Annotated in this window: 23 protein-coding genes and 2 pseudogenes; 20 read left to right on the top strand and 5 right to left on the bottom strand. The window is 68.7% G+C overall.

What is annotated here, in order from left to right:
• Window positions 1-47 precede the first annotated feature (47 nt).
• The 10 genes from HUV60_RS11590 to HUV60_RS11545 all read left to right on the top strand — a co-directional run bounded on the left by HUV60_RS11590 (window position 48) and on the right by HUV60_RS11545 (window position 9,306).
• Window positions 48-1,385, top strand: coding sequence for a CpaF family protein (locus tag HUV60_RS11590; RefSeq protein ID WP_257847505.1), 1,338 nt, complete (start codon window positions 48-50; stop codon window positions 1,383-1,385).
• Between the two features lie 10 nt (window positions 1,386-1,395).
• Window positions 1,396-2,340 (top strand): type II secretion system F family protein, encoded by a 945-nt coding sequence (locus HUV60_RS11585; protein WP_257847506.1) that lies wholly within the window; start codon window positions 1,396-1,398, stop codon window positions 2,338-2,340.
• A gap of 19 nt (window positions 2,341-2,359) precedes the next feature.
• On the top strand, window positions 2,360-3,247 hold the full coding sequence (locus tag HUV60_RS11580; RefSeq protein ID WP_257847507.1) for a type II secretion system F family protein: 888 nt from the start codon (window positions 2,360-2,362) through the stop codon (window positions 3,245-3,247).
• Window positions 3,248-3,297: 50 nt separating this feature from the next.
• Window positions 3,298-4,809 (top strand): sensor histidine kinase, encoded by a 1,512-nt coding sequence (locus HUV60_RS11575; protein WP_257847508.1) that lies wholly within the window; start codon window positions 3,298-3,300, stop codon window positions 4,807-4,809.
• Between the two features lie 5 nt (window positions 4,810-4,814).
• Window positions 4,815-5,735 carry a response regulator transcription factor gene (locus HUV60_RS11570; RefSeq protein ID WP_257847509.1) on the top strand — a complete coding sequence of 307 codons (921 nt, stop codon included), beginning with the start codon at window positions 4,815-4,817 and terminating at the stop codon, window positions 5,733-5,735.
• Window positions 5,736-5,895: 160 nt separating this feature from the next.
• The gene (locus tag HUV60_RS11565; protein WP_257847510.1) at window positions 5,896-6,093 is read left to right on the top strand and encodes a Flp family type IVb pilin; all 198 of its coding nucleotides are present in this window, start codon (window positions 5,896-5,898) and stop codon (window positions 6,091-6,093) included.
• A complete protein-coding gene (locus HUV60_RS11560) occupies window positions 6,090-6,692 on the top strand; it encodes a pilus assembly protein TadG-related protein (RefSeq protein ID WP_257847511.1) in 603 nt (200 codons plus the stop codon). Before HUV60_RS11565 ends, HUV60_RS11560 begins: the two co-directional genes overlap by 4 nt.
• 34 nt (window positions 6,693-6,726) lie before the next feature.
• Window positions 6,727-7,308 (top strand): hypothetical protein, encoded by a 582-nt coding sequence (locus HUV60_RS11555; RefSeq protein WP_257847512.1) that lies wholly within the window; start codon window positions 6,727-6,729, stop codon window positions 7,306-7,308.
• An 8-nt stretch (window positions 7,309-7,316) separates the two neighbouring features.
• Window positions 7,317-7,964 carry an OmpA family protein gene (locus HUV60_RS11550; protein WP_257847513.1) on the top strand — a complete coding sequence of 216 codons (648 nt, stop codon included), beginning with the start codon at window positions 7,317-7,319 and terminating at the stop codon, window positions 7,962-7,964.
• A 166-nt stretch (window positions 7,965-8,130) separates the two neighbouring features.
• Window positions 8,131-9,306, top strand: a complete 1,176-nt coding sequence (locus tag HUV60_RS11545; protein WP_257847514.1) for an amidinotransferase — start codon at window positions 8,131-8,133, stop codon at window positions 9,304-9,306.
• A 210-nt stretch (window positions 9,307-9,516) separates the two neighbouring features.
• On the opposite strand, the gene HUV60_RS11540 is transcribed toward HUV60_RS11545, so the two are convergent.
• Window positions 9,517-10,125 carry a hypothetical protein gene (locus HUV60_RS11540; RefSeq protein WP_257847515.1) on the bottom strand — a complete coding sequence of 203 codons (609 nt, stop codon included), beginning with the start codon at window positions 10,123-10,125 and terminating at the stop codon, window positions 9,517-9,519.
• 529 nt (window positions 10,126-10,654) lie between these two features.
• On the opposite strand from HUV60_RS11540, the gene HUV60_RS11535 reads away from it, so the two are divergent.
• Window positions 10,655-11,908, top strand: a complete 1,254-nt coding sequence (locus tag HUV60_RS11535; RefSeq protein ID WP_257847516.1) for an ISAs1 family transposase — start codon at window positions 10,655-10,657, stop codon at window positions 11,906-11,908.
• Window positions 11,908-12,399: pseudogene (locus HUV60_RS11530) on the top strand (transposase); the annotation flags it as partial. The gene HUV60_RS11535 and the pseudogene HUV60_RS11530, both read left to right, overlap by 1 nt.
• Here HUV60_RS11530 and HUV60_RS11525 read toward each other — a convergent pair.
• Together HUV60_RS11525 and HUV60_RS11520 are read right to left on the bottom strand one after the other, a co-directional pair.
• Entirely contained in the window at window positions 12,396-12,812 is a 417-nt protein-coding gene (locus tag HUV60_RS11525; RefSeq protein ID WP_257847517.1) for a DUF192 domain-containing protein, read from the bottom strand. The pseudogene HUV60_RS11530 and the gene HUV60_RS11525 sit on opposite strands and share 4 nt — an antisense overlap.
• A gap of 58 nt (window positions 12,813-12,870) precedes the next feature.
• The gene (locus tag HUV60_RS11520; RefSeq protein ID WP_257847518.1) at window positions 12,871-14,415 is read right to left on the bottom strand and encodes an alpha-1,2-mannosidase; all 1,545 of its coding nucleotides are present in this window, start codon (window positions 14,413-14,415) and stop codon (window positions 12,871-12,873) included.
• A gap of 612 nt (window positions 14,416-15,027) precedes the next feature.
• On the opposite strand from HUV60_RS11520, the gene HUV60_RS11515 reads away from it, so the two are divergent.
• On the top strand, window positions 15,028-15,348 hold the full coding sequence (locus HUV60_RS11515) for a hypothetical protein (protein ID WP_257847519.1): 321 nt from the start codon (window positions 15,028-15,030) through the stop codon (window positions 15,346-15,348).
• Window positions 15,349-15,548: 200 nt separating this feature from the next.
• Here HUV60_RS11515 and HUV60_RS11510 read toward each other — a convergent pair whose 3' ends face one another.
• Window positions 15,549-17,480, bottom strand: coding sequence for an IS4 family transposase (locus HUV60_RS11510; protein WP_269441174.1), 1,932 nt, complete (start codon window positions 17,478-17,480; stop codon window positions 15,549-15,551).
• A gap of 225 nt (window positions 17,481-17,705) precedes the next feature.
• Between HUV60_RS11510 and HUV60_RS11505 the strand changes: the two genes are divergently transcribed.
• From HUV60_RS11505 to HUV60_RS11495, 3 genes and pseudogenes are all read left to right on the top strand, one after another.
• A complete protein-coding gene (locus HUV60_RS11505) occupies window positions 17,706-18,032 on the top strand; it encodes a hypothetical protein (RefSeq protein WP_257847521.1) in 327 nt (108 codons plus the stop codon).
• Between the two features lie 10 nt (window positions 18,033-18,042).
• Window positions 18,043-18,934 (top strand): annotated as a pseudogene (locus HUV60_RS11500) (LLM class flavin-dependent oxidoreductase).
• Window positions 18,935-19,008: 74 nt separating this feature from the next.
• Entirely contained in the window at window positions 19,009-19,899 is an 891-nt protein-coding gene (locus HUV60_RS11495) for a class I SAM-dependent methyltransferase (RefSeq protein WP_257847522.1), read from the top strand.
• A gap of 278 nt (window positions 19,900-20,177) precedes the next feature.
• Here the strand turns inward: HUV60_RS11495 and HUV60_RS11490 are convergent, their stop codons facing one another.
• Window positions 20,178-20,336, bottom strand: coding sequence for a hypothetical protein (locus HUV60_RS11490; RefSeq protein ID WP_257847523.1), 159 nt, complete (start codon window positions 20,334-20,336; stop codon window positions 20,178-20,180).
• A gap of 316 nt (window positions 20,337-20,652) precedes the next feature.
• Between HUV60_RS11490 and HUV60_RS11485 the strand changes: the two genes are divergently transcribed.
• From HUV60_RS11485 to HUV60_RS11470, 4 genes are all read left to right on the top strand, one after another.
• Complete coding sequence (locus HUV60_RS11485) at window positions 20,653-21,426, top strand: isoprenyl transferase (RefSeq protein WP_257847524.1); 774 nt, start codon at window positions 20,653-20,655, stop codon at window positions 21,424-21,426.
• A 640-nt stretch (window positions 21,427-22,066) separates the two neighbouring features.
• Window positions 22,067-23,392: a PhoH family protein gene (locus tag HUV60_RS11480; RefSeq protein WP_257847525.1), complete on the top strand. Its 1,326-nt coding sequence runs from the start codon at window positions 22,067-22,069 to the stop codon at window positions 23,390-23,392.
• A gap of 475 nt (window positions 23,393-23,867) precedes the next feature.
• Window positions 23,868-24,584, top strand: coding sequence for a lytic transglycosylase domain-containing protein (locus HUV60_RS11475; protein ID WP_257847526.1), 717 nt, complete (start codon window positions 23,868-23,870; stop codon window positions 24,582-24,584).
• Between the two features lie 140 nt (window positions 24,585-24,724).
• Complete coding sequence (locus HUV60_RS11470) at window positions 24,725-26,182, top strand: AI-2E family transporter (RefSeq protein WP_257847527.1); 1,458 nt, start codon at window positions 24,725-24,727, stop codon at window positions 26,180-26,182.
• Window positions 26,183-26,204: the final 22 nt, after the last annotated feature.

Genomic DNA, 26,204 nt, shown 5'->3' with positions numbered 1-26,204 from the left:
AGCCCCCAGGTATTCACCACGAACCAGGAACGAGGAGCGCCGGACTCATGAGTCTGCGGTCACGTATCAACTCCCCCGAGGAGAAGGGCAGCCGGGGCGAGGACGGCCATCTGGTCGCCTCCTACCGTGCCAAGCTCCTCGAGGAGATCGACCTCGCGGAGATGAGTTCGCTGGCCGCCGGCGAGCGCCGGGCGAGACTGGAGCGGGTGCTCGGGCACATCATCAGCCGCGAGGGTCCGGTCCTGTCGACCGTGGAGCGCTCGCAGCTGATCCGCAGGGTCGTCGACGAGGCACTCGGCCTGGGCATCCTGGAACCGCTCCTGGAGGACGCCTCCGTCACGGAGATCATGGTCAACGGCCCCGACGCGATCTTCGTCGAGCGCGGCGGACGCGTCGAGCAGCTGCCGATGCGTTTCGCCTCCCACGACCAGCTGATGCAGACCATCGAACGCATCGTCTCGACGGTCAACCGTCGGGTCGACGAGTCGAATCCGATGGTGGACGCACGCCTGCCCTCCGGCGAGCGCGTCAACGTCATCATCCCGCCGCTGTCCCTGACCGGCGCCACCCTCACCATCCGCCGCTTCCCGCGCTCCTTCACCCTCCACGAGCTGATCGGCCTCGGCTCGCTCGACGAGCACATGCTGTACCTGCTGGCGGGCCTGGTGCAGGCACGCTTCAACGTGATCGTGTCGGGCGCGACCGGCACCGGCAAGACGACCCTCCTCAACGCGCTCTCCGGCCTGATCCCCGAGGGCGAACGCATCATCACCATCGAGGACTCCGCCGAACTCCAGCTCCAGCAGCCGCACGTGATCCGCCTGGAGGCGCGCCCGCCGAACGTCGAGGGCAAGGGCCGCATCACCATCCGCGACCTGGTGCGCAACTCGCTGCGCATGCGCCCCGACCGGATCGTCGTCGGTGAGGTCCGCGGCGGCGAGTCCCTGGACATGCTCCAGGCGATGTCCACGGGCCACGACGGCTCGCTCGCCACCGTCCACGCCAACAGCGCGGAGGACGCCCTGATGCGCCTGCAGACCCTTGCCTCCATGTCGGAGGTGGAGATCCCCTTCGTCGCGCTGCACGACCAGATCAACAGCGCCGTCGACGTCGTCGTCCAGCTCACCCGCTTCGCCGACGGCGCCCGCCGCATCACCGAGATCGCCCTGCTGGAGAGCCACGGCGGCGAACCGTACCGGCTGGCCACGGTCGCCCGGTTCAACGCGCAGCCGATGGCAGGCGACGGCCGCATCTACGGCTCGTACGAGCATCACCCGCTCCCGCGCCGCACGGCCGAACGCCTCTACATGGCGAGTCAGCCCGTCCCGCAGGCCTTCGGCGTCGCCCGCTCCCTCGACCAGCTCACCACCCGAGAAGCCAGGTAGGACCGCCATCATGGATCTGCAGGACCTGATCACGCTGACCACCGGCATCGCACTGCTGACCTGCGTCCTCGCGGTCGTCGGCGTGCACACGTACGCCGCGGGCAGGGCTCAGCGGCAGGAACTGGTGGAACGGCTGTCGTACACCGGGCAGGTCACGGTCGGCGGGCGCCGGCGCCACTTCCCCACCCTGGACCGCAGGCTGCGCCGCACCGCGTCCGGCAGGAAACTGGAACTGCGCCTGGTGGCGACCGGCCTGGACATCACCCCGGGCGAGTTCGTCGCCTGCATGGTCGCCCTCGCCCTGGGGCTCTTCCTCACCGGCCAGGCCATCCTCGCCCCGTTCTTCGGCCCGCTCGCCGGCATCCTGGGCATCTGGCTGGCGTTCCAGTTCCTCGACTGGCAGCGCCGGAAACGCATCGAGAAGTTCATCAACCAACTCCCCGAACTGGCCCGTATCCTGGCCAACGCCACCCAGGCCGGCCTCGCCCTGCGGACGGCGATCGGCATGGCGGCGGAGGAGCTGGAGGCGCCGGCGGGCGAGGAACTGGCCAAGGTCGACAACCAGCTGGCCCTCGGTGCCTCGATGGACGACGCGCTGGGCGAGCTGGCCGAACGTCTTCCCTCCCGTGAACTCATCGTTCTGGTCACCACGTTGGTGCTCTCCAACCGGGCGGGCGGCCAGGTCGTCAGCGCCCTGCGGAACCTCACCGACACCCTGGAGGAGCGCAAGGAGACCCGGCGCGAGGTCCGTACCCAGCTCTCCCAGGTCAGCATGACGTCGTACGCCGTCCCCGTTCTGGGGGTCGGCTCGTTGTTCCTGATGAACGGGGTGAAGGACGGCGCCCTGGAACGCATGACCGGCTCCCCGGTCGGCCAGGGCGCCGTGATCGTCGCCTTTGGCCTGTACGCGGTCGGCTTCGTCCTGATCCGCCGCCTGTCCCGCATCGACGTATGAGGAGGGAGGAGTGACCGGCATGGGACTTCTGCTGGCGCTGGTGACGGCCGTCGCCGTAGGGGGCGTCTTCGCCGGCGTACGCATGTACCGCGCCGACGCGAAACTCCCCGCCGACCTGGTCCTTGCCCTGGAGGTCGGCGCCACCCGCACCGGTGCGGTGGACTCGCTCGTCGACCGCATGGGCATGCGTTACGCCCCCGCCGTCCTGCGTCTCATGGGCTCCCAGCGGGTCGCCAGGTACCGCCGCAGGATCGACCTCGCGGGCAACCCGGGCGGCCTCACCATCGACCGTTACGCCGCCCGCCGCGCGGTCTACGGATTCCTCGGCGGCCTCGGCTTCCTGGTCTTCCTCATGCGCGGGCAGTTCTTCGTCGCCCTGCTGCTGCTCGCCTTCGGCGCGTTCTGGACGGAGGTCGGCATCTGGTCGGCGATCCGGATCCGCCGGGACGTGATCGAGCGGACCCTGCCGGACTTCCTGGACGTCCTCGCCGTCGTCGTCAGCGCGGGCCTCGGCTTCCGGCAGGCCCTGGACCGGGTCGCCACCAAGTACGAGGGCCCGTGGGCGGACGAACTGCGCATCACGCTGCGCCAGATGGACCTCGGTATGAGCCGCCGCCAGGCCTTCGCGGAACTGCGCCGACGCAACGACTCCGAGCAGGTCGCCATGTTCGTCACTGCGTTGCAGCAGGGCGAGGAACTCGGTGCCCCCATCGTGGAGACGCTGGTCGCCCTCGCGAAGGACATGCGCCGCACGGACGCGCAGAACGCCCGACGCAAGGCGGCCCGCGCGATCCCCAAGGCCACCATGATGATCACCACGTTCATGGTCCCGGCCACGATGATCCTCCTCGGCGCGGGCCTGATCCTGGGCTCCGGCACTGACTTCGGCTCGATCACGGGCGAGTAGCGGGACGAGGCCGAGGAGAAGGGACGGGGCGAGGGACGGTGAACAGCAGGATGGCGATGACAGGGGAGCGCAGGCCGCGCTCAGGACACAGGGGCCGCAGGGGCTTGCTGCGCCGGTGCCGTACCCGGCGGCCCGGGACCGGCGTGCCCTCGGCGGACGGTTCGCCCCTTCCGGAGCCGGCTGTCCCGGAGGCGACGGACCGGGCCACTCCGCAGGCACCCGCATCCCCACCCCCACCGGAACCCGTACCGGCATTCGAGTCCCCGGCCGTCGGCCTCCAGATCAACGCACTCCAGGCCCTGTGCCGGCAGGTGTTCGGCTTCCGGCTGGCGGTGATCGCGCTGGCCGCCCCCGCCGCCCTCCGCAACGCGGGGCCGGGCTGGGGGGTGCGCCTGGTCGGCATCGCGGTCGTGGGCACCTTCATGGCGTCCTACGTCCTCGTCCGGGACTGGGAACGCTTCGGCCCCTTCCTCCTGCGCCACCCCGCTCTCCTCGCCGTGGACACCCTCTTCGGCGCCCTGCTCCTCATCTCCGCCGGCCCCGACAGCCTCCTCGCGTACGCCGGCGTCTGCACCCCGCTCCTCGCGGGTCTGGTCTACGGCCGGCGGGGGGCGGCGGCGTTCGCCTCCCTCCAGGGCCTGATCCTGCTCCTGGTCCGCGGGACCCTGGCGGACGCGGCCCCGCCCGCGGGCCTCACGGAGACACTGTTCCTGCCAGGCCTCTGCGTCGTCACGGGCGCGGTCGGCTCCAGCCTCCGAGACCTCATGCTCCGCTTCGGCACGGCCGCCCGGGCCCTGACGGCAGTCCAGACCCGCCTGGCCGCCACGGAGGCGGTCAGCGAGGAACGCACCCGCCTGGCCCGCGAGATGCACGACTCGGTGGCGAAGACCCTGTACGGCGTCGCCCTGGCCGCCGACGGCCTCGCCGGCTCGGCGAGCGCCGGACACGTGAACGCGGCGCTGGTACGGCAACAGGCGGAACTGGTCGCCCGCTCGGCCCGCCGCGCCGCCGCCGAGTCCCGCGAACTCCTGGCGGACCTGAGGGGAGGGAGGCCCGGGGACGCGGGCGCGTGGCAGGGCGACAAGGAGATCGTGAGCGAACTGGCAGCCCGCACGAGCAACTTCAGTACTCGCACAGGCCTTCCGGCGACCTTCCGCCGAACAAGCGATGACGACGGGGCCGGGACGCCGCCCCGCCCCGTGCGTGTCCCCCTCACGGTGGCCCGCCAACTGCTCTCCATCGTCTCAGAGGCGATGGAGAACGCCCACCGCCATGCGCACCCGACACGAGTCGCCGTGAGCGCGGGCGTCCACGGCGGCCTGCTCCGCATCACCGTCCACGACGACGGCCGCGGCCTCCCGCCCGGCACGACCCTCGAACAACTCCGCAGGGACGGCCGCTTCGGCCTGGTCGGCATGGTCGAGCGCGCGGCGGCGATCGGCGCCCGCATCCGCATCGGCCGAGGTGCCCACCCGCGAGGCACGGAGGTCCGGCTGGAACTCCCGACAGCGCCCGCGAGACCACTCATCAGTACCCGCGCGACAGCGGAAGCGGCCCGATGACACAGATGGCGCAGATGGCACAGATGGCGACGAACCAGGGCCCCCCGCCCGCCGTGGCCCTGCGGGTCCTCGTCGCCGACGACAACCCGGTGGTCCGCGCAGGCCTGACGGCCCTGCTCTCCGGCCGAGGAGAGGCAAGGGTGGTGGCGGAGGCGACAGACGGCCAGGAGGCCTGCGAGGCGGCCCGCGACCACCATCCGGACGTCATCCTCCTCGACGTCCGGATGCCGCGCATGGACGGCATCTCGGCACTTCCGTACCTGGTGGGGATCGCCCCGGTGGTGATGCTCACGTACAGCGGGGAGTCGGAGACCGTCGAAGAGGCACTGCGCAGGGGAGCGGGTGGTTACCTGGTCCACGGCGAGTTCACGGCGGACGAACTGATCGCGGCGGTAAGGGGCATCAGCCACGGCCGCCCCCACTTCACCCCCGCGGCGGCAGAAGCGCTGCTGGCCCAACTCCGCAGGACGCCCTCGGGTCCGCCCTTGCCGGAAGGCCTGGGAATCCGGACGGATGCGACTGCATACGAACTTTCCAAGAAGAAGCTTCAGTATATGAATCCTCAACAGGTGCTTTCGCCAGGTGTATTGAGTGCACGTCGGCCTACCGCCCCATCCGCTTCTTCGCAAAGCCTTTCGCAACTGCAACCAGGTGTGGGACAGTCGTCGTCAGGGTGGACAAGCGGTCGTGGTCCGGCTGTTCCCGGCAGGTCGAGGTTCCAACTGAGCAGCAGAGAGGCGGAGATCATGGATCACATCGCATCCGGGATGAACAACCAGCAGATCGCCGCCACTTGTTTCATCAGCGAGAAGACGGTCAAGAACCACATCAACCGCATCTTCGCCAAGCTGCACAGCACCAGCCGTTCCGAAGCCGCCGCCAAGTGGCTCGGCACGGCCCCGGATTCCGCACGAGGACTGGGGTGACCTGTGGTGACGTCAGGGGGGACGAAGCGGCGGCCCGGCAACTGGGCCCGGGATTGGGTCCTGGGGCCCTCTGGCGGACTGCAAAATTCGCCGTACGTTGCTGATATCGAATGCGGCACCCTGAAGGAAGCCGCAACCGCGTCAGCCGGAGGGGAACACCATGAGCAACTGGATCAACACCACGGTCACGTACCTCCAGTCCCGCACCGCCCGCAACGACAGGGGGCAGACAGCGGTGGAGTACCTGGGAATCATCGCGGTGGTGGTGGCGATCGTTTTGGCCATCACGGGGATGAGCATCGGGCAGACGATCTTCAATGCGATCACGGACAAGATCACCGAGGTAACCGGCGGTTGAGGCGGTTCCGCAGGTTCGGCGACGCAGGGCAGGCCTTTCCCATCTATCTGACGGTGGTGGGGGGCCTGCTCTTTCTCGCGTTCGCGTACTTGGCGGTCGGGCAAGCCGCGGCCAACAGGAACGGCGCTCAGACGGCCGCGGACGCCGCGGCGCTGGCTGCGGCGCAGGACAGGCGTGACCAACTCGCTGGTGCCTGGGTCGAGGATCTCCTGGACTCGACCAAATGGCAGGCGATCTTCGACGGCAGCGCGGAAGGACTCGACGACTCGTGCTGGCGCGCACGGCAACTAGCGGCACAGAACGACGCGGCCGTCCTGGGGTGCGTACAGAACGGCCCGCTGGGCTACACGGTCGAAGTCGAGACCACCGACACCGTGGGGGACTCCATCGTGCCCGGCACCGAAAACATGAAGTCGCAGGAGAAAGCCACCGCGGTGATCGATTTTCGCTGTGCTTTCGACCCTCTGGCTGAGGACGAGGCTGAGGACACACTGCCTCTGCTCACCTGCAAGGGCACAAAGTGGGAACTGGATCCGGAAGGCCCGGTGGAACTCCTTCCGCAGCCCGAGGACCTTTTCGATGTCCACCTGGCCGACTGACCGACGAACCACGAGTGACTAAGGAAGCAGAGGCATGAGCATTTGGTTCACGACGAAGGCCCAGAGGGGGATGGTCGCGCTGACCGTTGTGGCCGGACTGGCCCTCGGGGTGGCTGGCTGCGGTGGGGGCAAAGACGACGACAAGAGCCCGGAGAAGTCGGCGTCCCCTTCAAAGGGTGACGGGTCAAACCCGAGTGCTCAGGAGGGGCCGACGGACGAGGTCCAGGTCGAATTGAAGGGGCCTGACGGCCTATTGCTTCAAGTCACTTCCGCAGACCGGGATGCGGGAGGCTTCGTCACCTTCAACGGCGTCCTGAAGAATGAGAGTGACAAGACACTCACTCTGCCTGCACAACTGAGTGGCAATGAGACCGAAGTGATCAGGAACGGCCAGTCCCTCGGCGGAGCGACACTGGTCGATTCAAAGAGCAAGAAGCGTTACTACGTTCTGCGTGACACAGAGGGTCGTCCCCTCACCACAACGGGTATCAGTCGGGTCAAGTCCGGCGAGACCGTGCCTGTCTTCATGCAATTCCCGTCGCCTCCGAGCGAGACGACCGAAGTGACCTTCCAGTTGCCGATGTTCGCCACTGGCGACATCAAGATTTCTGGGTGAGGCCGCCAATGATCCGTTTGCCCACCGGACTGGAGGCCCCACGCCTCGCAGTCGTAGCAACCTCCGTAACCGTCCTGGTGGCCACCACCCTCTACGGCGCCACCGGCACCGCCGCCGCCGACGACCCCAGCACCCCCCCGGACTCCGGGGCCACTGCCTCCGCACCCGTCCGCCTCGACCCGAACGACCCGGACCTGAAGCTCCCAGACGGAGCCACCCTCGCCGAGCCGAAGGTCCTGGACATCAAGCAGGTCGTCGAGGAGCAGAGCGGTGACGAGCGCCGCGAGGACACCAACACGGAGGTGACGTTCGCGCTGCAGGCGGAGGTGCTGTTCGGCAAGGACAGCGCGAAGCTCAGCGGGCGGGCGCAGGCCCGTATCGGCGCGATCGCCGAGGAGATCAAAAAGCAGAACGCGGCGAGGATCCGGGTCTTCGGCTTCACGGACAACCTGGGTTCCTCGGCCCACGGCGACGTCCTGTCCCGCCGACGCGCGAACGCCGTCCACGCCGTCCTGGAACAGGAGTTGAACGACCCCGACGTCACGTACGAGGTACGCGGCTACGGCGAGCAGTACCCGATCTCCGACAACTCGACGGAGGCCGGCCGCAAGAAGAACCGCAGGGTCGAGATCACGTTCCCCCGAACTGAGAACTGAGAACCACTAAAACGCTCGTGCGATTCCCGGATCTTTGATCCGAGCGAGGTTCCGTCCTGCTGCGCACCTGGTCCTACTCGTGGACACGCACCGGTCCTGTACATCTCCTGACGCAACGCGTTGAATAGGGTGAGTTACTGACTTTTGCGATCGAAAGCGGTTGATCATGGCGGTAACGCCAAGGCCCGGTAGGCCGACGGCAGCGGCAGACAAGGATTCGCGTCCGGCGCGATCAGCCACGACTGACAGCGACTCGGAGCCCTTCGTCTCGCCGGTCAATTCGCACAACGAGTGGGACCCGCTGGAGGAGATCATCGTCGGGCGTCTCGACGGCGCGACGATTCCCTCCGACCATCCGGTCGTGACCTGCAACATCCCGCCATGGGCGGCACGGATGCAGGGGCTTGCCGCCGGATTCAGATACCCGCGCCTGTTGGTCGAGCGGGCGCAGCAGGAGCTCGACCAGTTCGTCGCCCTCCTGGAGTCCCTCGACGTCACCGTCAGGCGCCCGGACGAGGTCGACCACCGGCGACGCTTCAGCACCCCCGACTGGTCGTCACGCGGCTTCTGCAACACGTGCCCGCGTGACAGCATGCTGGTGATCGGTGACGAGATCATCGAGACCCCGATGGCATGGCCGTGCCGGTATTTCGAGACCCACTCCTATCGCATGATCCTCAAGGAGTACTTCCGGGGCGGCGCGCGCTGGACGGCGGCTCCCAAGCCGCAGCTCACCGACGAACTCTTCGAGGCGGATTTCCGTGTCCCCGAGGCCGGCGAGCCCATGCGCTACATCCTCACCGAGTTCGAGCCGGTGTTCGACGCGGCGGATTTCGTGCGCGCGGGACGCGACCTGTTCGTCACGCGGAGCAACGTCACCAACCGGATGGGCATCGACTGGCTGCGCCGCCATCTCGGGCCCGGCTACCGCATCCACGAGATCAAGAGCCGCTGCCGCACCCCCATGCACATCGACACGACGTTCGTCCCCCTCGCGCCCGGCAAGGTACTGGTCAACCCCGAATACGTCGACGTCGACCACCTGCCCGACGTCCTGAGCTCGTGGGACGTCCTGATCGCCCCCGGGCCCCGTCCGATCGACGAGCGTCTGCTCAAGGTCACTTCGATGTGCGGCAAGTGGTTGAGCATGAACGTTCTCATGATCGACGAGAAGCGGGTGATCGCGGAGCGCCACCACACGGACATGCTGCGCGCACTCGAGAAATGGGGTTTCGAGCCGATCCCGTGCGACCTGCTGCACTACGCGCCGTTCGGCGGCTCGTTCCACTGCGCGACCCTCGACGTCCGCCGCCGCGGCACGCTCGAGTCGTACACCGATTGACGACCCCACCGGCCGCCGAGGTCACCCCGAGCGCCGCGCACTGGACGGCGTACGTGGTGCCCATGACCGAGGAAGCGCTGCCCCGGTGGAACGGCGCTTCGACATTCGTGGGTTATTTTCCGACGGCTCCCTGGGCAGCTCAGGGAGCCGTCGGATCCGGCGCATGCGTTCTCGGCGTCCTCTCAGGTCGAGACGAGAGGTGACGCCGCCTCAGATGGTCGGGGTGTCGTCAACGATCGGCCTGTGAACCTCAACGACCCGCTTCCACCCCGCGGAGAACTCGATGAAGTCCGCGCGGGTGGGGTAGGTGTCGATCGCGCGACGGTCACGCTTGGGGCTGTCGCTCCCCTTGCGCCCCCGGGGAGTCTGCTCCTCGAAGATGTCGACCTTCACGTCGGGAACCTCCTTGAGGCCCTGGCGCCAGATCTGCACGACGTCGGCGCCGAACGCCTGCCGGGCCGCAGCGTAAAGGGCAGTGAGGGCCCCCTTGTCCCCACCAGGGACGAAAAGTGCCAGGTCCAGCACGACACCGGCGGACTGGAGGACCTCGATGGTCACCGAGCCGTTCTCGTCGGCCAAGTAGATTCCGGCTTCATCCTCGTCGTCGGGAAGGCAGGAGACCTCTTCCTGGAATACGGTTCTCGCCGTGATCGAGCCGCCCTCGAAATCCCCACCGGACTTGGTCAGAAAAGCAGGGACATAGCAGTCGGGAAGTTTGAGTTCTGCCGTGTCGGCGGAAACGAAGAGCCTGTCCTTCACGCCGAGCTTCGTCACCTCTTCCAGTGAGAGGCGGCGAGCGGCGATCTTCTCCGTGTTCACGATTTCCCTTTCAGGTTGCACTGTCCCACCGGGCAGGAACGCTACCACGAAACCCTGAGGTCAACTGCCCGGCAATCTTTGGGTAAATGGCTCCCGATGGCCTGCACGGGAGGATATTGAAGCAAGTGCCACTCGGTCGGGAACACGCATCCGCCGGGTAGTGTCCCCCGTCATGGTGTTGGGGATCAACTGGCGGTTGCATTTCGGTGCGTTGGGTGGCACGAAGGAACTAAAAGAGAGTTTGCGGCAGATATCGCCCATATCCCCTTCGGGGAGGTGGTGGCGAGGTAGGACGATCCATTCGTCGTGCATCTCGAAGGGCGCAGCGGAAACCAGCCGGATGGTCCGACAACGCAACAACGGAGACCCCTCACCGGCAACATCTGGATGGAGCGCGAACCGGGAGTCGCGTACTGCCGCGCCCTCCTCGGTCAAAACTTCGGCGCAGTCGGTCGGCTGACGCCCGGTTGCTGACGTCTCGTCATGTCGGGCAGGGGCCGGCGCAGAGCAGGCACGGACGTCCGCGATCATGGAGTTCTCTACGCTCTGCGACCTTGGACTGCCCGTGCCTGCCGATGCATCATCTCTGATCTCCCCTGCCTTCGACCAGCTCAGACCGCATCCGGAAGTGTCCGGGAGCGACCCTCCGGATCTGCTGGAACGCCTCGCGCAGGTCCCGGCCCCGCGGGATCCACGGGGAGAACGGCATCCTCTCGTGACGCTCCTGGCACTGACGGCCTGCACGGTCCTCGCCGGAGCGCGATCCCTGCTCGCGGTGAGTGGAGGGGTGGCCGACGCACCGCCGCCCTGCTCGAACGGCTCGGCACGGTCGTCGACCCGCTGGTCCCGAAACGGTCCTGGCCCGCGGAATCCACGATCCGGCGACTGCTCGCCAGAATCGACGCGGACGCCCTGGACCGGGCGGTCGGAGCCTGGCTCGCGGACCGGAAGACCAGGGGGGCAAGGGCTGAGAGGGCTCGCGGTCGACGAGGAGCCGCCGCGGGGTGCGGCCCGCGCGAAGGGACGGGAAATCCACCTCCTGGCCGCCTGTGACCACGCGAACGCACTGGTCCTGGCCCAGATGGACGTCGGTGAGAAGACCAACGAGATCACCCGCTGCCGGCCTCTGCTCGACAGCATCGGGGATCTGGCCGGCACGGTCGTCACCAGCGACGCGATGCACACCCGGCATGACCACGCCGTCTACCTGCTCGACCGGCAGGCCCACTACATCGTGATCGCCGAGCGCAACACGAAGAAGCTCCGTCAGCAGCTCAAGTCCCTTTCCTGGAAGCAGATCCCACTGCAGGACAGGACCCGTGCGACCGGTCACGGCCGCCGGGAGACCCGCCGGCTGAAGGTGTGCACGGGTCAGCAACCTGCTTTTCCCGGCGTCCGCCAGGCCGTCCGGATCGTCCACCGCCGCGTCCACCGCAAGTCCGGGAAGATCGGCCTCAAGACCGTCTACGCGGTCACCGGCCTCACCGCCGAGCAGGCCGGCTCGGCTCGCCCGACTGATTCGAAGGCACCGGAGCGTCGAGGCCCTGCGCCACGTCAGGGACGTCACCTCCGCCGAGGACGCCTCCCAGCTGCGGAGGACCGGAAACACCCCCCAGAGCGATGGCCACCTGCAGAAACCTCGCGATCGGAGCTCTCCGCCCGACCGGCGCCCGCAACATCGCCTCCGGCCTCCGACGGGAAGCCCGAGACCACACCCGGCCCCTTGCCCTTCTCGGCCTCACATGATCAAAACGGACGACATCGGACTACGCCGAAGCCCTGATGCCCGAGTGCCGTACCCACGGCTACGTCCGTCACGGCATCACTACCCTGTTCGCCGCCCTGGACGTCGCAACAGGCGAGGTGATCAGCTCCATCCACCGCCACCGTGCAGCGGGGTTCAAGAAGTTCCTCGCCGAGCTGGACAAGGAGGTTCCCGCCCACCTCGACGTCCCCCTGATCTGCGACAGCTACAGCACCCACACGGCGCCGGCGGTCCGCAAGTGGCTGGAGGCCCACCCCCGCTTCCACCTGCACTTCACACCGACCCACTCGTCCTGGCTCAACCAAGTCGTGTGACGGTTCGGCCTGCTGACGGACAAGAAGATACGACGCGGAGTCCACAAGAACCTCCAGGCCCTGGAACGGGGCATCCGAGCCTGGACCGCCCAGCGGAACGACAACCCGAAGCCCTTCGTCTGGACGAAGGACGCCGACGAGATCCTTCAACACCTCGCTTCACATCTTGATCGAATTCCCGGCGCAGGGCACTAGTCGTGCGGCGTGGCGGGCGCCGCCTTCACGATGCTGGGGCCGGGAGGGCTCGTCAGCACTGTCACCCGCACCCCTCTCCTCAGCCCCCACCCCGTCATCGCCCCGGCCCCGGACTCGACGACATGCCGCGCCCGCATCCTCGGCAGCCCCAGCCGTCCCGGAGCCATGGTGCGTACAGCGATGACGCGCAGACGCCGGTCCAGATAGGCGACGTCGATGGGCATGCGCATACGGAAGGTGTGGATGCTGTTGGCGGGGGAGAGGAGCAGCGCGCCGTCGAGCGAGTCCCGCCCCAACAGCCCTTTGGTGCGGGTGCGGTAGGAGGCGGCGATCTCCAGCGGTACCCGCACGTCCGGCCGTCCCTCGTGACCCGGCACGACCAACTCCCCACACCCGTCTCGCCAGGCCGCCATCAACACCCCGCCCCTCCCGCCTCTTCGGTCTCTTACGTTTCTTCCCGCCTCCCTATGGTCAGTTGCCGCGGAGGCGGGCCGCAAGGGCGGCAAGGGTCTGGGCGGTGCCGGTCAGGCTCTCCACGGCGGCGTCCAGGTCCGAGACGAGGAGGGGTGCCGGGAGGGCGGCGGCGGGCGCGGAGGGAACCGGCGTACCCCGGTAGCCGATCGGCCCCTCGTTGTAGCGCTGGTAGTAGCCGGTGAACCCCTTGCCGGAGGGGGCCGCGACGAAACGGACCCCGGTGAGCTGCGTCTCGCTCCCGCCGGAGTTGCGGGTGATGTCGAGGCGGTAGTGACGGAAGGCGGGCATGTCGGCGCGGGGACGCAGGAAGAACTCCCGCGTCTCGAAGCGGTCGGTGAACCTCTCCCCGATGCGCACGTCCAAGGGGGTCCAGGCCGTGCCGTCGTGGGACCCGAGGAGGGTCCAGTCGCGAGGATCGCGCTCGGCGCAGTCGTTCGCGGAGGTGAGGGTGTACGAGGTGACGGCGGCGGGACGGGCGAGGGTGAAGTCGAGCAGGGCGACGTCGTCGCCGGCCAGCCACTTGTCGTGGGAGTCCTCAATGAGGTTTTCCGCGATCTCGCCGGCTTCCTCGAACTCGTCGCTCGCCTCGACCTCGGTGGCCCCGACCTCGTTCGACAGGGTGTGCAGCACGGCCACTCCGGAGTTCCCGCGCTGGTCGCGCCAGGACACCCGCTCCGCGGGGGCGGGGCCGCCGTCGTCCACCAGGAGCCGCAGTTCGTGGGAACGGTGCCAGCCGCCGCCCCAGCCCTCCTCGGTGCGGAAGCGGTGCAGGTGGTGCGAGCCGGAGACCGGGGCGTCAGGCATGCCCTCCGCGTACGGCCACCTGCCGGTGAGACGGCCCCGGTACTCGTACGCCGTACCGTCGGCGGCACGGTGGACGCCGTGGAAGTCCGACATGTTGGACTGGAAGCTGATGGCCGTCTCGGTACCGTCGTCACCCTTCCAGCTGAGCTGCGCGGGCAGCGAGTTCTCGTCCCGGTCGATGTGGAACAGCAGCCGCGGGGCCGCCTGCCAGGAGCGGAAAGGGGAGGCGTGGGCGGAACGGCGTTCGGTCCGGTACGTGAAGACCGAGTCCCGGGCGGCCTCCGCATTCCACGCGCGCTCGGAGCGGCCCCGCTGGGCGACGGGGTCGAGAGTGATCCGGTAGAGCCAGAACATGCTGCGGGCCTTGGCGGAGCAGCGTATCTCCAGGGTGTTGGTCCCGGCCTTGAGCAGATGTCCGGGCACAGCGAAGACGTTGTCCTGCGGGAGGTCGCCGCCACCGGGCACGGTGAGGCCCTCGGCCAGTGCCTCGCCCTGGAGCAGGATGTCGACGGGCGCGTACCCGGGCTCGGGGCCGAGCTTGGAGACAAGAGCGGTGACGGTGAGCGTCGCCTGGGGGATGTCCTCGGGGTCCTCCACCTCGAACTCCATGGTCACGGTCCCACCCGCGCCGAGCGCCAGATGGGCCCCGGCGAACCGGCCGTCGTCGTGCCGGACATCGGCGTTGGCCAGCCGGGCCGGGCTGACGGAGAAGTCCGCGTAGGTGGCTTCCATGCTCATGACAGTATCTCCTGATGATTCGTCAAAAATATCTGGGGCAAGGTGGAATGGCGGCTCCAACCACCACGACCGGCCCCACAAGCAGTGAACCTAGCGTCCCCCTGTGACAACGCCTCCGGCCGACGTCGAGAGCCGGAGCGTCGGCGATGCCGACTTGCGTAAGGGCGCCGCCCCAAGACAGGCGAGCGGCCAAGAGTTTGGTCGTATACGCCCGGCAAGTCGTCGCTGACTTTCCTGGTGTCGTTACGCATCGCTGGATAGCGTGGGTTCGCTCGAGAGAAGCCTCGCCCCACCGGGAGCCGGCACCGTGAACCGCCGCCATACCCTGGCTCGCAGTGCTCGCGCTGACCGCCACCGCAGCCCTGACGCTGTCCGCGTGCGGCGACAGCGAGGAGGGCTCCGCCAAGAACAAGGAAGGACAGCGACAAGATCGCGGGCGCGGGCACGGGGGGCGAGAAGCCGGCCTCGCCGGGTGGATCATCGGCGCCGGCCGCCGAGGGGCGCCCGAAGATCGAACTGCCGTCTGATGACACGCTGGTCTTCGAGGGCGAGGAAACGGGTGATCAGGTCAAGGACGCCGTCCTGGCGGACAACGCAGAGCGCATGAGGGCGGTGGACGCAGCCATTGCAGGCACAGACGCCAACGGCGAGGCTCTGGCCTTCTGCAACACGGGCAAGGCTTTGGAAGCAGCTCTATCCCGGGTCAACCAGTTCGAAAAAGCTGGGGCCACGATGACGGGCGAAGTCCGTTACTACGAAAGCAAAGTGACTCTCAAGGATGAGAAGTCGGCGGTGATCATTTTCTGCGCGGACGAGAGCAAGGGCTTCAGCAAGGACAAGAAGACCAACAAGGTCCATGAGGCGCCCGTGACCAAGAACAGCTACGTGCTCTACAACACCAAGCTCGAAAAGAGTGCCGAGGGCGTGTGGTAGACATCCCGCATTGTCTCGTCGAGGGGAGCCGCCCAGTGTCAGCCGTAACACGTCTGCCATTGGGAGGACTTGTCCTGGTCGGCCTCGTCATGGCGGTCACCGTCACGCCGGCCCGGGCGGATGTCGTTCCTGGTGGAGAAGGCGCAGGCTCCGAGACCCAGGCAATGCAATGCCGGACAGTTGAAGGCGGCGGGTGGTTGTCAAGCGGCTTGGATGATTTGGTGTTCAATTCTTCGGGTTGAGGGCGGGGCTGAGGAGATCGATCTGGTTGGTTTGTGATGTTTTGTTGCGTTTCTTGGTTCGCTGGCGTGGCGTGTTGTGGGCTTGCCGGGGAGGGTATGGACGGCTGGAGCGGTCTTGGTCAGCAGTCCTTTGTGTGACCAGGTGCTCATGACTTGTGCGAGAGTGCTCTCCTTGAAGGTCCCCATGACTTCCGCCAGTTCCCTCGGGCGCCAGTGGCGTTCGGGTTCGGTGGCCATGACGGTGAGGACGTCTTCTGGGCGAAGACTGCGCCGGGAGGTGATGGGTGGGCCTTCGGGGAGGGCGTAGGTGCCGTGTCCGGTCCTGGTCAGGATTCCCCGCTGTGACCAGGTGAGCAGTTGGCGCCCGAGTCCGTTGACGGGTTCGAGGCGTAGGAGCGCGTTGAGTTCGCCCAGGCGCCAGTGGCGTTCGGGGGCGGTGGCCATGAGCGCCCGAAGATCCTGCAGGCGGGTGGTGTGTGGCGGGGCCGGCGGCGGGAGTGGGATCTGGGGGCGCGGTCGCGGCGGGGCGTGGTGCTCGGGGGCGGGTGCTGGTGCGGTGGTGGCCCGGGGGATCAGGAGCGCGGCCCGTGGTGGGTGGATGGCGGTGTCGATCCTGGTGACCGGCGTGCTGACCTGGGGGCGGTCCTCGTCGACGGGTCTCCAGTTGTATCGGCTGGAGGCGGATTTGACGGTGCGTGCGCTGATGCGTGGGCGGCGGGGGTCCAGCAGGTTCTCGCTTACCGCCAGGGTGATGGTGCTGGTCAGTTCGCATCCTGGTGCGGGCAGGATGTCGGTGGCGGTGATGAGCGAGTCGCGGGCGGTGTTCAGGGCGACGGTGAAGCAGGCCCGGTCCGGGTCGCAGCCGGAGATCGCATCGGTGGCGTCGGCCATCGCGGTGCGGATGACCTGGTAGACCGTGAGCAGGGCCCACATCTCCTGCCGCAGTCCCTGGGGGTCCTGCGAGCGCAGGACCTGGCCGCCGACCATGGTGTGGCGCAGGGCCAGAAACGCGACTTCTATCTCCCAGCGCTGGTGGTAGAGGGTCACGAGTTCGCCGGCGGGGTGGCGGCGGGCGTCGAGCAGGGTGGTGATCAGCCGGTAGTCGCCGCGGTGGGTGCTGCCGTCGGCGCAGGTGACAGTGGTCCGGGCCTCGATGATGCGGACCGGGACCCCGGCGATCACCGACAGGTACGAGCCGTCGTGCAGGATCTTCAGCACCACGGGTCTGCGGGTGGCGCACGCGCGCAGCAACAGTGCGGCCCCGCCGGCGTGGACCGCGCGGATGAACTCGTTGGAGTCGAAGCCCCGGTCCGCGAGGAGGGGCATGCCCTCCTTGACCCGGTCCATGAGCTCCAGTGCCATGCCGACCTCGCCTCGCGTCGCACCGAGCACCGCTCCCAGTACCGCCCGGGTGCCGGTCTCCATCAGGGCCATCAGGTGCAGCAGGGGGTAGCTGGCCTGCGCGTCGCCCCTGAGGCGGTGCTTGCCCAGCCAGGCGAGGTTGGCCGCGGACTCCGGCACCCGGGTCGACCTGCAGCCGTCGAACGCGACCGTGCGCAGGCCCCGGTAGAACACGCCCACCGTCCGGCGGCCACCCAGCGGTCCCGCGACGACCTCGAACAGCTCCTTGAACGGAACCGGCCCCAACCTGCGACGCAACCCTCCCAGGCTCGTGCGGGACAGCAGTTCGACGCCGCCACCGAGTTGGCGGACCGCACCGATCAGCTTGTCCCACACCTGCCCGTACCCCAGCCCCGGGAACAGCACCAGCGCCAGTACGAAGTAGACCGCCACTCGCGAGGGGACCCGGCGCACCACGGTACGCCGACCCAGGCCCTCCAGAACGGAGTCCACCAACTCGAACGGAACGAACCTGGTCAAAGCCCCCAAGTGTCCAGGGGCATACAGTCCACCCGCCGTAGTGATGGTGCGGGTGAACGTCGTCGTGCCAGACTGACCCGGCAACGGGGCCTCCGGTGTTGAGTTTGTCTTGGTCGACTTCTCAACTACCGCAGGCCCCGTTCGCGCACCCTCCAAACCACAGAATCCCCGGAACCGCTTGACAACCGCCCGCCGCCTTCAACTTCCCGGCATTGCATTGGGGCTGGAGGGCCGTTGTTCTCGTTGTTTACGGTTTCCTGGCGGGAGTTCGCACCTGCGCCCCGGGGTGTCACCGCTGCCCGTGCCGTGACGGCCGGTGGCGGGCATCAGGGCGTTGAGTTCGTCGAATCGGCCGCTGGGCCCGCCACGCTCAGCGAGTCGACCTCCACCCCCGGCAGCGAGAGCGGGGTGCCGCAGCGGCCGCTTCCGCAGGTGCATGCCCACCTTCCCCATCCGGACTGCCGGCGGCTCGCTGTCCTCACGCTCACCACCACGGCTCCCGCGCGGCGCGAGGAGTACCGGACGATCGCCGAGAGCGTCAGCTTCGAAAGCCTCGGGTAGGTACTCCGCCATGACCACACTTGGTGCCGTGTTCCGGCCGCAGCTTGCTCCCGAGCGTCTTCGTGCCGTTGCCCGCAGCGCGGAGGACGCCGGGCTGGACGAGCTGTGGTTGGGGGAGGACTGTTTCCGGGAGGGCGGGATCTCCACGGCCGCCGCCGCGCTGGCCTGGACGGAGCGGGTGCGGATCGGGCTCGGACTGCTCCCCGTGCCGTTGCGGAACGTCGCCGTCACGGCCATGGAGGCCGCCACCCTGCACCGGATGTTCCCCGGCCGGGCCGTCATCGGTGTCGGGCACGGGGTGCAGGACTGGATGGGCCAGGTCGGAGCCAGGGCCGAGTCGCCGGTGACGCTGTTACGGGAGTAACTCGTCGCGCTGCGTGCCCTGTTGCGCGGAGAACGGCTCAGCGTCGACGGGCGGTACGTCACACTCGACGACGTCGCCCTCGACTGGCCGCCCGAGGGCGAGGCCGAGGTGCTCGCCGGGGCCACCGGGCCGCGTACCCTGCGGCTCACCGGCGAGGTCGCCGCCGGCACCGTTCTCACGGCGTCCACCCCACCCGAAGGCGTCCGGCGTGCCCGGCGTCTCATCGACGAGGGGCGTGCGGCGTCCGGGCGTGAGGCCGCGGCGCACACGGTTGTCGTTTATCTCCTCACCGCCACCGGACCCGGCGCGGACGAGCGGCTCTGCGCCGAGCCGATCGCCGAGGGTGTCGGCTCCGAGCCCGGTCCCGGAGTGGCCGGGGGCGGGCGCTGCTGCCGTCGCCGAGGCGGTCCAGCGGCTGGCCGACGCGGGGGCCGACTCCGTGATCCTCCAGCCGACGGGGGACGAGCCGGATCCGGAGGGGTTCGTACGGTTCGCCGCGGAGGAAGTGGCCCGGCGGGTGGGGGCGGCCGTGTCGTGAGCCGTCGGCGGTCCGGCCGGATTGCCCCGGGAAAACCGCGAGCGGATTGCGTGGCGTTCTGTGAGGATCGCGGGATGTCTTACGGACGTCGCTCCGACCAGTGCTCTTCCTTTTCCTCCTCCTCCCCTCTCTCTCCTCTCTCCCCTCTCTCTCCTTCCTTTGACGAACTGCTTGCCGAAGGCGCGGCCGTTCCCACTGAGGGGTGGGACTTCTCCTGGTTCGAGGGACGGGCCACCGAGGCTCGGCCCTCCTGGGAGTACTCGCGTGCCCTGGCTGCGCGGTTGGGCGCGGAGCAGGGTGCGGCGGCGGCCAGGGCCGTGCTTGACGTGCAGACCGGGGGAGGGGAGGTGCTGAGCCTCGCCCTCGACGAAGTCCGCCGCGCCGCCCCCGACAGCCGTCGGCCCGCGCTCGTCGTCGCCACCGAAGGCTGGGCGCCCAACGTCGCCAAAGCCGCCGGGCCGCTCCGGGCGCAGGGAGGGTTCGTCGTCGCCGCATCCGAAGGCGTGTCCGGCCGCACGGCGTTCCCCTTCGCCGACGGGGTCTTCGATCTCGTCGTCAGTCGGCATCCCGTCGAAGCCCACTGGCGTGAGATCGCGCGCGTGCTGCGCTCCGGTGGCAGCTACTTCGCCCAGCACGTCGGTCCCAGCAGCGCCTACGAACTCGTCGAGCACTTCCTCGGACCACAGCCGGACGAGCAGCGCAACGCCCGCCATCCCGAACGCGAACGCCGGGAGGCCGAGGCCGCCGGGCTGGAGATCGTCGACCTGCGGGCCGAGCGCCTGCGCATGGAGTTCTACGACATCGCCGCCGTCGTGCACTTCCTGCGCAAGGTGGTCTGGACGGTTCCGGGCTTCACCGTCGAGGCGTACCTGCCCCAGCTGCGTGCCCTGCATGAACGAGTCCTGGCCGAGGGCGCCTTCGTCGCCCACAGCAGCCGTCATCTCTTCGACGTACGCAAGCCCTGAGGCCCACGGAAACCAATCCATCAAGGTCCGCCGACGAGGTCCGCCGAGGCCCACCGGACCGGCTTACTCTTGCGGTCCTCCCTTCAGCCCTTCAGCGCGGCCCGTACGTCCGCCCGTGTCGCGTCCGGCCCGCGCCGCGGAGGGGACCGCACGACGCCGAGGCCTGTCGTGCCGTCGCCGACCCGCCGGCGGGTCAAGGGGCATTTCTCGTGGGGTCACCCGTCGGAGGGGCGGCCGGAAGAGTGGTCGTGGCGGGGGTCCGCTGAGGGTGTGTCGCGTCACGCCGGGCTGGATGACCCGCTATCGCCAGTTTCCTCCGGGAAGAACTGCTGCATTTCGGCCATCGAGACGCCCGGAATGTGCATTTTCTGGACCATCGGGGCGTTGCCGGACGATTCCGGAGAGTAGTTGTGGCACGCCGATGCGCGCAGCATCACTCACGAAGGGTTATGGTGGAACCCCCCCCTCGGGCCGGTCCGTATCCCCCCCACGGACCGGCCCGTTTTTCTTCGCCCGCGCCCGGCCGCGGGCCACCCACCTCCGTCCCGGGCGGTCCTCGGGAGGGCGCCCGGGTCCGGCCCCCGCCGCTGAGGCCCCGGCGTGGAGGCTCCCCGCCTTCGCAGGGGTAGGCTTCGCCTCCGGGGGCTGCCATAGGGAGACGGAGTCCGCCCGCGGCCAAGTACCGGGCCGCATGCCGCGGACCGCGGCGGGTGCCGCCCCTGTCCGATCCCGTACTGAGGGGCTGACGATCGCGTGAACCTGCGTGACAAGCTGCGCGGCCTGCTGGTCAGGCTGTACGCACGCCGGGTGGAAGGCCACCTGGACCACGATCAGGTGCCGAAGCACATCGGCGTCATCATGGATGGCAACCGTCGTTGGGCGAAGGCCTCGGGTTCCAGCACCGTCCACGGCCACCGGGTTGGCGCGGACAAGATCGGTGAGTTCCTCGGCTGGTGCACCGAGACGGAGGTCGAGGTCGTCACCCTCTGGCTGCTGTCGACGGACAACTTCGACCGGCCCGAGGCGGAACTCGTCCCGCTGCTCGGCATCATCGAGGACGTCGTCCGCAGCCTCGCGGCCGACGGTCGCTGGCGGGTGCACCACGTCGGCAACCCCGACCTGCTGCCGGCCGGGATGCAGATCAGCCTCAAGGAGGCCGAGTCGGCCACCGCGCGGGTCGACGGAATAGTGGTCAACGTCGCGATCGGCTACGGCGGTCGCCAGGAGATCGCCGACGCGGTGCGCTCCATGATTCTCGACGCCCACGAGAAGGGCACCTCGATGGAGGCGCTCGCCGAGGACGTCGACGTCGACATGATCGGACGTCATCTCTACACCCGGGCCCAGCCCGACCCGGACCTGGTCATCCGTACGAGTGGCGAGCAGCGGTTGTCCGGATTCATGCTGTGGCAGACCGCCCATTCGGAGTATTACTTCTGCGAGGTCTTCTGGCCGGCCTTCCGCAAGGTCGACTTCCTGCGCGCGCTGCGCGACTACGCGGCCCGCCACCGGCGTTTCGGCGGCTGAGGCACCCACCCCCACCGTCCCGTCACCATCCCACTCCGGGACGAGGGACGCTTTGGGGGAGGGGGCGACTCTGCTGCTCAATTCGGCGAGCGATCACGTGCCATGCTTTCAGGGCTCGGCCGCGCCCGGCCTGCCTGCATCTGCGACGCGCTCTGAAGGCCGTATCGGCACGGCGTCATCACGCCGGGTAATTGCGCAGCAGAGTCGGGGACGACTCTGCTGCTCCATTCGAGGGAGGGTCACGCACCGCATCCGAGAGGGGCCGGCCGGGGCGCCGGACCGCCTCCCCGCGAGGCCCGTTCCCTGCGCCCCGTCGACAGGCCGGCGTCACTCTCCGCAATGGAGCAACAGAGTCGGGGATGTAACGGGGAGTTCATCGGGACGCCGCCCGGTGATCCGGCATGGCGGCGATGGTTCGAGGGCATAAGTCAGACAGGTCGACACCCGAACCACGGGTGTCGGATCTCAGCGGGCGGCCCGGGGTCGTCCGCCCGGGAGGCCCTTTGCACCAGCCCGACCGTGCGGTCACGGCACGGACGAAGCAGCGGAGGGCCGGTTCTCGGCCCGTGCATCGGCGCCGTCAACCGGTCCAGCTCCGCTCCGTCGCTCCCCGACCTCTTCCGAGGGGGTACGTCCTTCCGTGGTGACCAGCACAAAGCGCCACAAGCCCGACCGGCGCACCTATGTCATCGACACCAGCGTCCTGCTGGCCGATCCCAATGCCCTGAGCCGCTTCGACGAGCACGAGGTCGTGCTCCCCGTCGTCGTGGTGACGGAACTGGAGGCCAAGCGGCACCATCCCGAACTCGGCTACTTCGCCCGGCAGGCCCTGCGCCTGCTCGACGACTTCCGGGTGCGGTACGGCCGCCTCGATGCTCCCCTCCCTATCGGGGACCTCGGCGGAACCCTGCGTGTCGAGCTCAACCACTCGGACCCCGGTCTGCTGCCCAGCGGCTACCGACTGGGGGACAACGACACCCGCATCCTCGCGGTCGCCCGCAATCTGCAGGCCGAGGGGTTCGACGTCACCGTCGTGTCGAAGGACCTCCCGCTCAGGATCAAGGCGTCCTCCGTGGGCCTCCTCGCCGAGGAGTACCGCGCCGAGCTCGCCGTCACGGACGCCTCCGGCTGGACCGGAATGTCCGAACTGACCCTGCCCGGCGAGCAGGTGGACGTCCTCTTCGAGGAGGGCCGTGTCTATGTGCCCGAGGCGGCCGACCTGCCCGTGCACACGGGGCTGACCATCCAGTCGGAGCGTGGCAAGGCCCTCGGCCGGGTCACCCCCGAGGGCAACGTCCGGCTGGTGCGCGGTGACCGGGAGGCGTTCGGCATCAAGGGCCGCAGTGCCGAGCAGCGGATCGCGCTCGACCTGCTGCTCGACCCCGACGTGGGAATCCTCTCCCTCGGCGGCCGGGCCGGCACCGGAAAGTCGGCGCTGGCGCTGTGCGCGGGTCTGGAGGCGGTGCTCGAGCGCCGTCAGCACCAGAAGGTGATGGTCTTCCGCCCGTTGTACGCGGTGGGCGGCCAGGAACTCGGCTATCTCCCCGGCAGCGAGGCCGAGAAGATGAGCCCCTGGGCGCAGGCCGTCTTCGACACGCTGTCGGCGGTCACGAGCCGCGAGGTCATCGAGGAGGTCACCGCGCGCGGCATGCTGGAGGTCCTGCCGCTCACGCACATTCGGGGCCGCTCGCTGCACGACGCGTTCGTGATCGTGGACGAGGCCCAGTCGCTGGAACGGAACGTACTGCTGACCGTTCTGTCCCGGATCGGCGCCAATTCGCGGGTCGTCCTGACCCACGACGTCGCCCAGCGGGACAACCTCAGGGTGGGCCGGTACGACGGTGTGGTCGCCGTCGTCGAGAAACTGAAGGGCCATCCGCTCTTCGCCCACGTGACCCTGAACCGGTCCGAGAGGTCCCAGATCGCCGCTCTTGTGACCGAAATGCTGGAGGACGGTCATATCTGAGTGTTCTGAGTGTTCCGAGTGGTAAAAGCGGTATGAGGAGTCCGGGCGGTCCGGGTGATCTGAACCGTCCGCCCCGCCTGCCCCGTCTGTGGGCTGACGCCGTCCGGAAAGGTGAAGAGCCTAGCCGGGCGGCGTCGGCGTGCGTGCGGCTTTCCGCTGATCGCCTGGACCAAACGGGATGTGAGCTTTCACACGCACGATGGAATTGCCTCCCGGCTCGGTATTACGGCTAGAGTCTCACTCCTGTCAGGCCCCGCATACGACACAGCCTTGCCCCCAGCGGTAGGGCGCCATATGAGCACCAGCATCAACTCCATAGCGTCGTCGTATGCCGCCCGAGCACCACGCGGCGCTCCCGTTCGGGAGTTGCCCACCGGGCCCGTGCCTCCCGTGACCCGAGTTGGGGAGGCCAGTGCCAGGGGCACGATTGCGTCCGCGAGGGTCACCGAAGCGGTCGATGCTGGAAGGAAACCGTGTGAGCCGGATTTCGGTCCGGGGATTCGCAGTGGCTTCGGCCACCGCGGTCACCGCTGTCGGAAGTGTCGTCGGCGTTGCGTCGGGCAGTGTGGCGCAGACCGGTAATGACGCCGAGGCGACGGCGGCCGGCACCACGCTGCTCGCGGACATCCCTGCGGGCCAGCAGGTCGAGGTGCAGACCGCGTCCCTGACGCAGCAGGCCGAAACCATGGCCATCGCCGCGGACACGAGCGCCAAGAAGGACGCGGAGGAAGCGGCCCGCAAGGCAGCCGCCGAGACCGCGATCGCCAAGAAGCAGGAAGCCGCCGAAAAGGCGGCCAAGGCGGAGAAGGAAGCCAAGGAGCGCGAGGAGGCCGAGAAGGCCGCCAGCCGTTCCAAGACGGCCTCCGCGTCCGCCGCCGACTTCGCGGTGCAGAGCTCGTACAGCGTCGCCGAGGTCCAGGCGATGGCCCGGCAGTTGATTCCGGCTGACCAGTTCCAGTGCTTCAGCAACATCGTGGACCACGAGTCCACCTGGAACTACAAGGCCGTCAACCCATCCTCCGGTGCCTACGGTCTCGTCCAGGCACTGCCGGGAACCAAGATGGCCTCCGCCGGCGCCGACTGGCAGACCAACCCGGCGACCCAGATCAAGTGGGGCCTCAACTACATGAACGACCGCTACGGAAGCCCCTGTGGCGCCTGGTCGTTCTGGCAGGCCAACAACTGGTACTAGCCCCGCTCGGTACCAGCCCCGTTCAACCCCGGCAGAGCCCCGCACCGTCCTACGGTGGGGGGCTTTCGCCATGTACGGTCTGATCGATGCCCCAGGGGGCAGGGGGAGTGATGGGGAGAACCGGGGGAAGAGGAAGCAGCATGTCGCGCATGCCAGGATGGCTCGGCCGGATCGGAGCCGGACTGACCGAGGCGAGCAGGCGGCTGGAGGAACGCCGCGCCGAGATGGAACGGGAGAACCGGGCGCGCCCCGAGCCCGACGTCACGCCCGGATCGGCCGCCCTCCCCCAGGCGTCCGCCACTTCCGAAACCTCCGCCGAACCCGCCGACCGGGTACCCGGGTCACCGGGCGACCACGGCCCCGCGGCGGCTCCCGCCCTCGTCCTCCCCTCCCGTCCCGATCCCGCGCACGCCGTGCCCTGGGGGGTACGGGTCGCCGCCGAGGCCGGCTGGCGCCTGCTGGTGCTCGCGGGGACGGTCTGGGTGCTCATGCGGATCATCGGCGCCGTCCAGCTCGTGGTGCTGGCCTTCGCCGCCGCGCTGCTGATCACGGCGCTGCTCCAGCCGACGGTGGCCCGGCTGCGGAAGATCGGGCTGCCGCGCGGACCGGCCACGGCGCTGACCGCGCTGTTCGGGTTCGTCGTCATCGGCCTCATAGGGTGGTTCGTGACCTGGCAGGTCATGGAGAACATCGACACCCTCTCCGACCAGATCCAGGACGGCATCGACGAGCTGCGCAACTGGCTGCTCAACAGCCCCTTCCACGTCACCGACCACCAGATCAACGAGATCGCCAAGAACCTGCGTGAGGCGGTCGGCGCCAACACCGAGCAGATCACCTCGGCGGGCCTGGAGGGCGTGACGGTCGTCGTCGAGGCGCTCACCGGCCTCCTGCTCGCGGTCTTCTCGACCCTGTTCCTGCTCTACGACGGCAAGCGCATCTGGGAATGGGCGCTGAAGCTGGTGCCCGCCGCCGCCCGTCCGGGGGTCGCCGGCGCCGGACCGGCCGCGTGGCGGACGCTGACGGCGTATGTGCGCGGCACGGTGGTAGTGGCACTGATCGACGCGATCTTCATCGGCCTCGGCATCTACTTCCTGGACGTGCCGATGGCGGTGCCGCTCGCCGTCTTCATCTTCCTGTTCGCCTTCATCCCGCTCGTCGGCGCGGTGGTCTCGGGCGCGCTGGCGGTCGTCGTCGGCCTGGTCACGCAGGGCGTGTTCACGGCCGTCATGACGCTGGTGGTGGTCCTGGCGGTGCAGCAGATCGAGGGCCACATCCTCCAGCCGTTCATCCTCGGCCGCGCGGTCCGCGTCCATCCGCTCGCGGTGGTGCTGGCAGTCGCCACCGGAGGCATGGTGGCGGGAATCGGCGGTGCGGTGGTCGCCGTACCGCTGGTCGCGGTGATCAACACGGTCGTGGTCTACCTCCGCGCGTACGCCCAGGAGCCGGCCGCACGGCTTGCCCCGAAGCCCCGGGGGGCCACGGCGGCCTCGGCGGCCATGACCCACCCCGTGCCGCCCGCCCCGCCGGAGTCACCCGCCGGGCCGAAGCCGGCGCAGAACGGCAGGGGCACGGGAGCGGAGGAAGGACGGGAGTAGGCGGCTGCTCCGTCCTCGGCTG

It is taken from the genome of Streptomyces sp. KMM 9044 (genome assembly GCF_024701375.2).
GTDB lineage: Bacteria > Actinomycetota > Actinomycetes > Streptomycetales > Streptomycetaceae > Streptomyces.
Note: the sequence above shows the minus strand (reverse complement) of the source record. Positions and strands in the feature narration are given on the sequence as shown.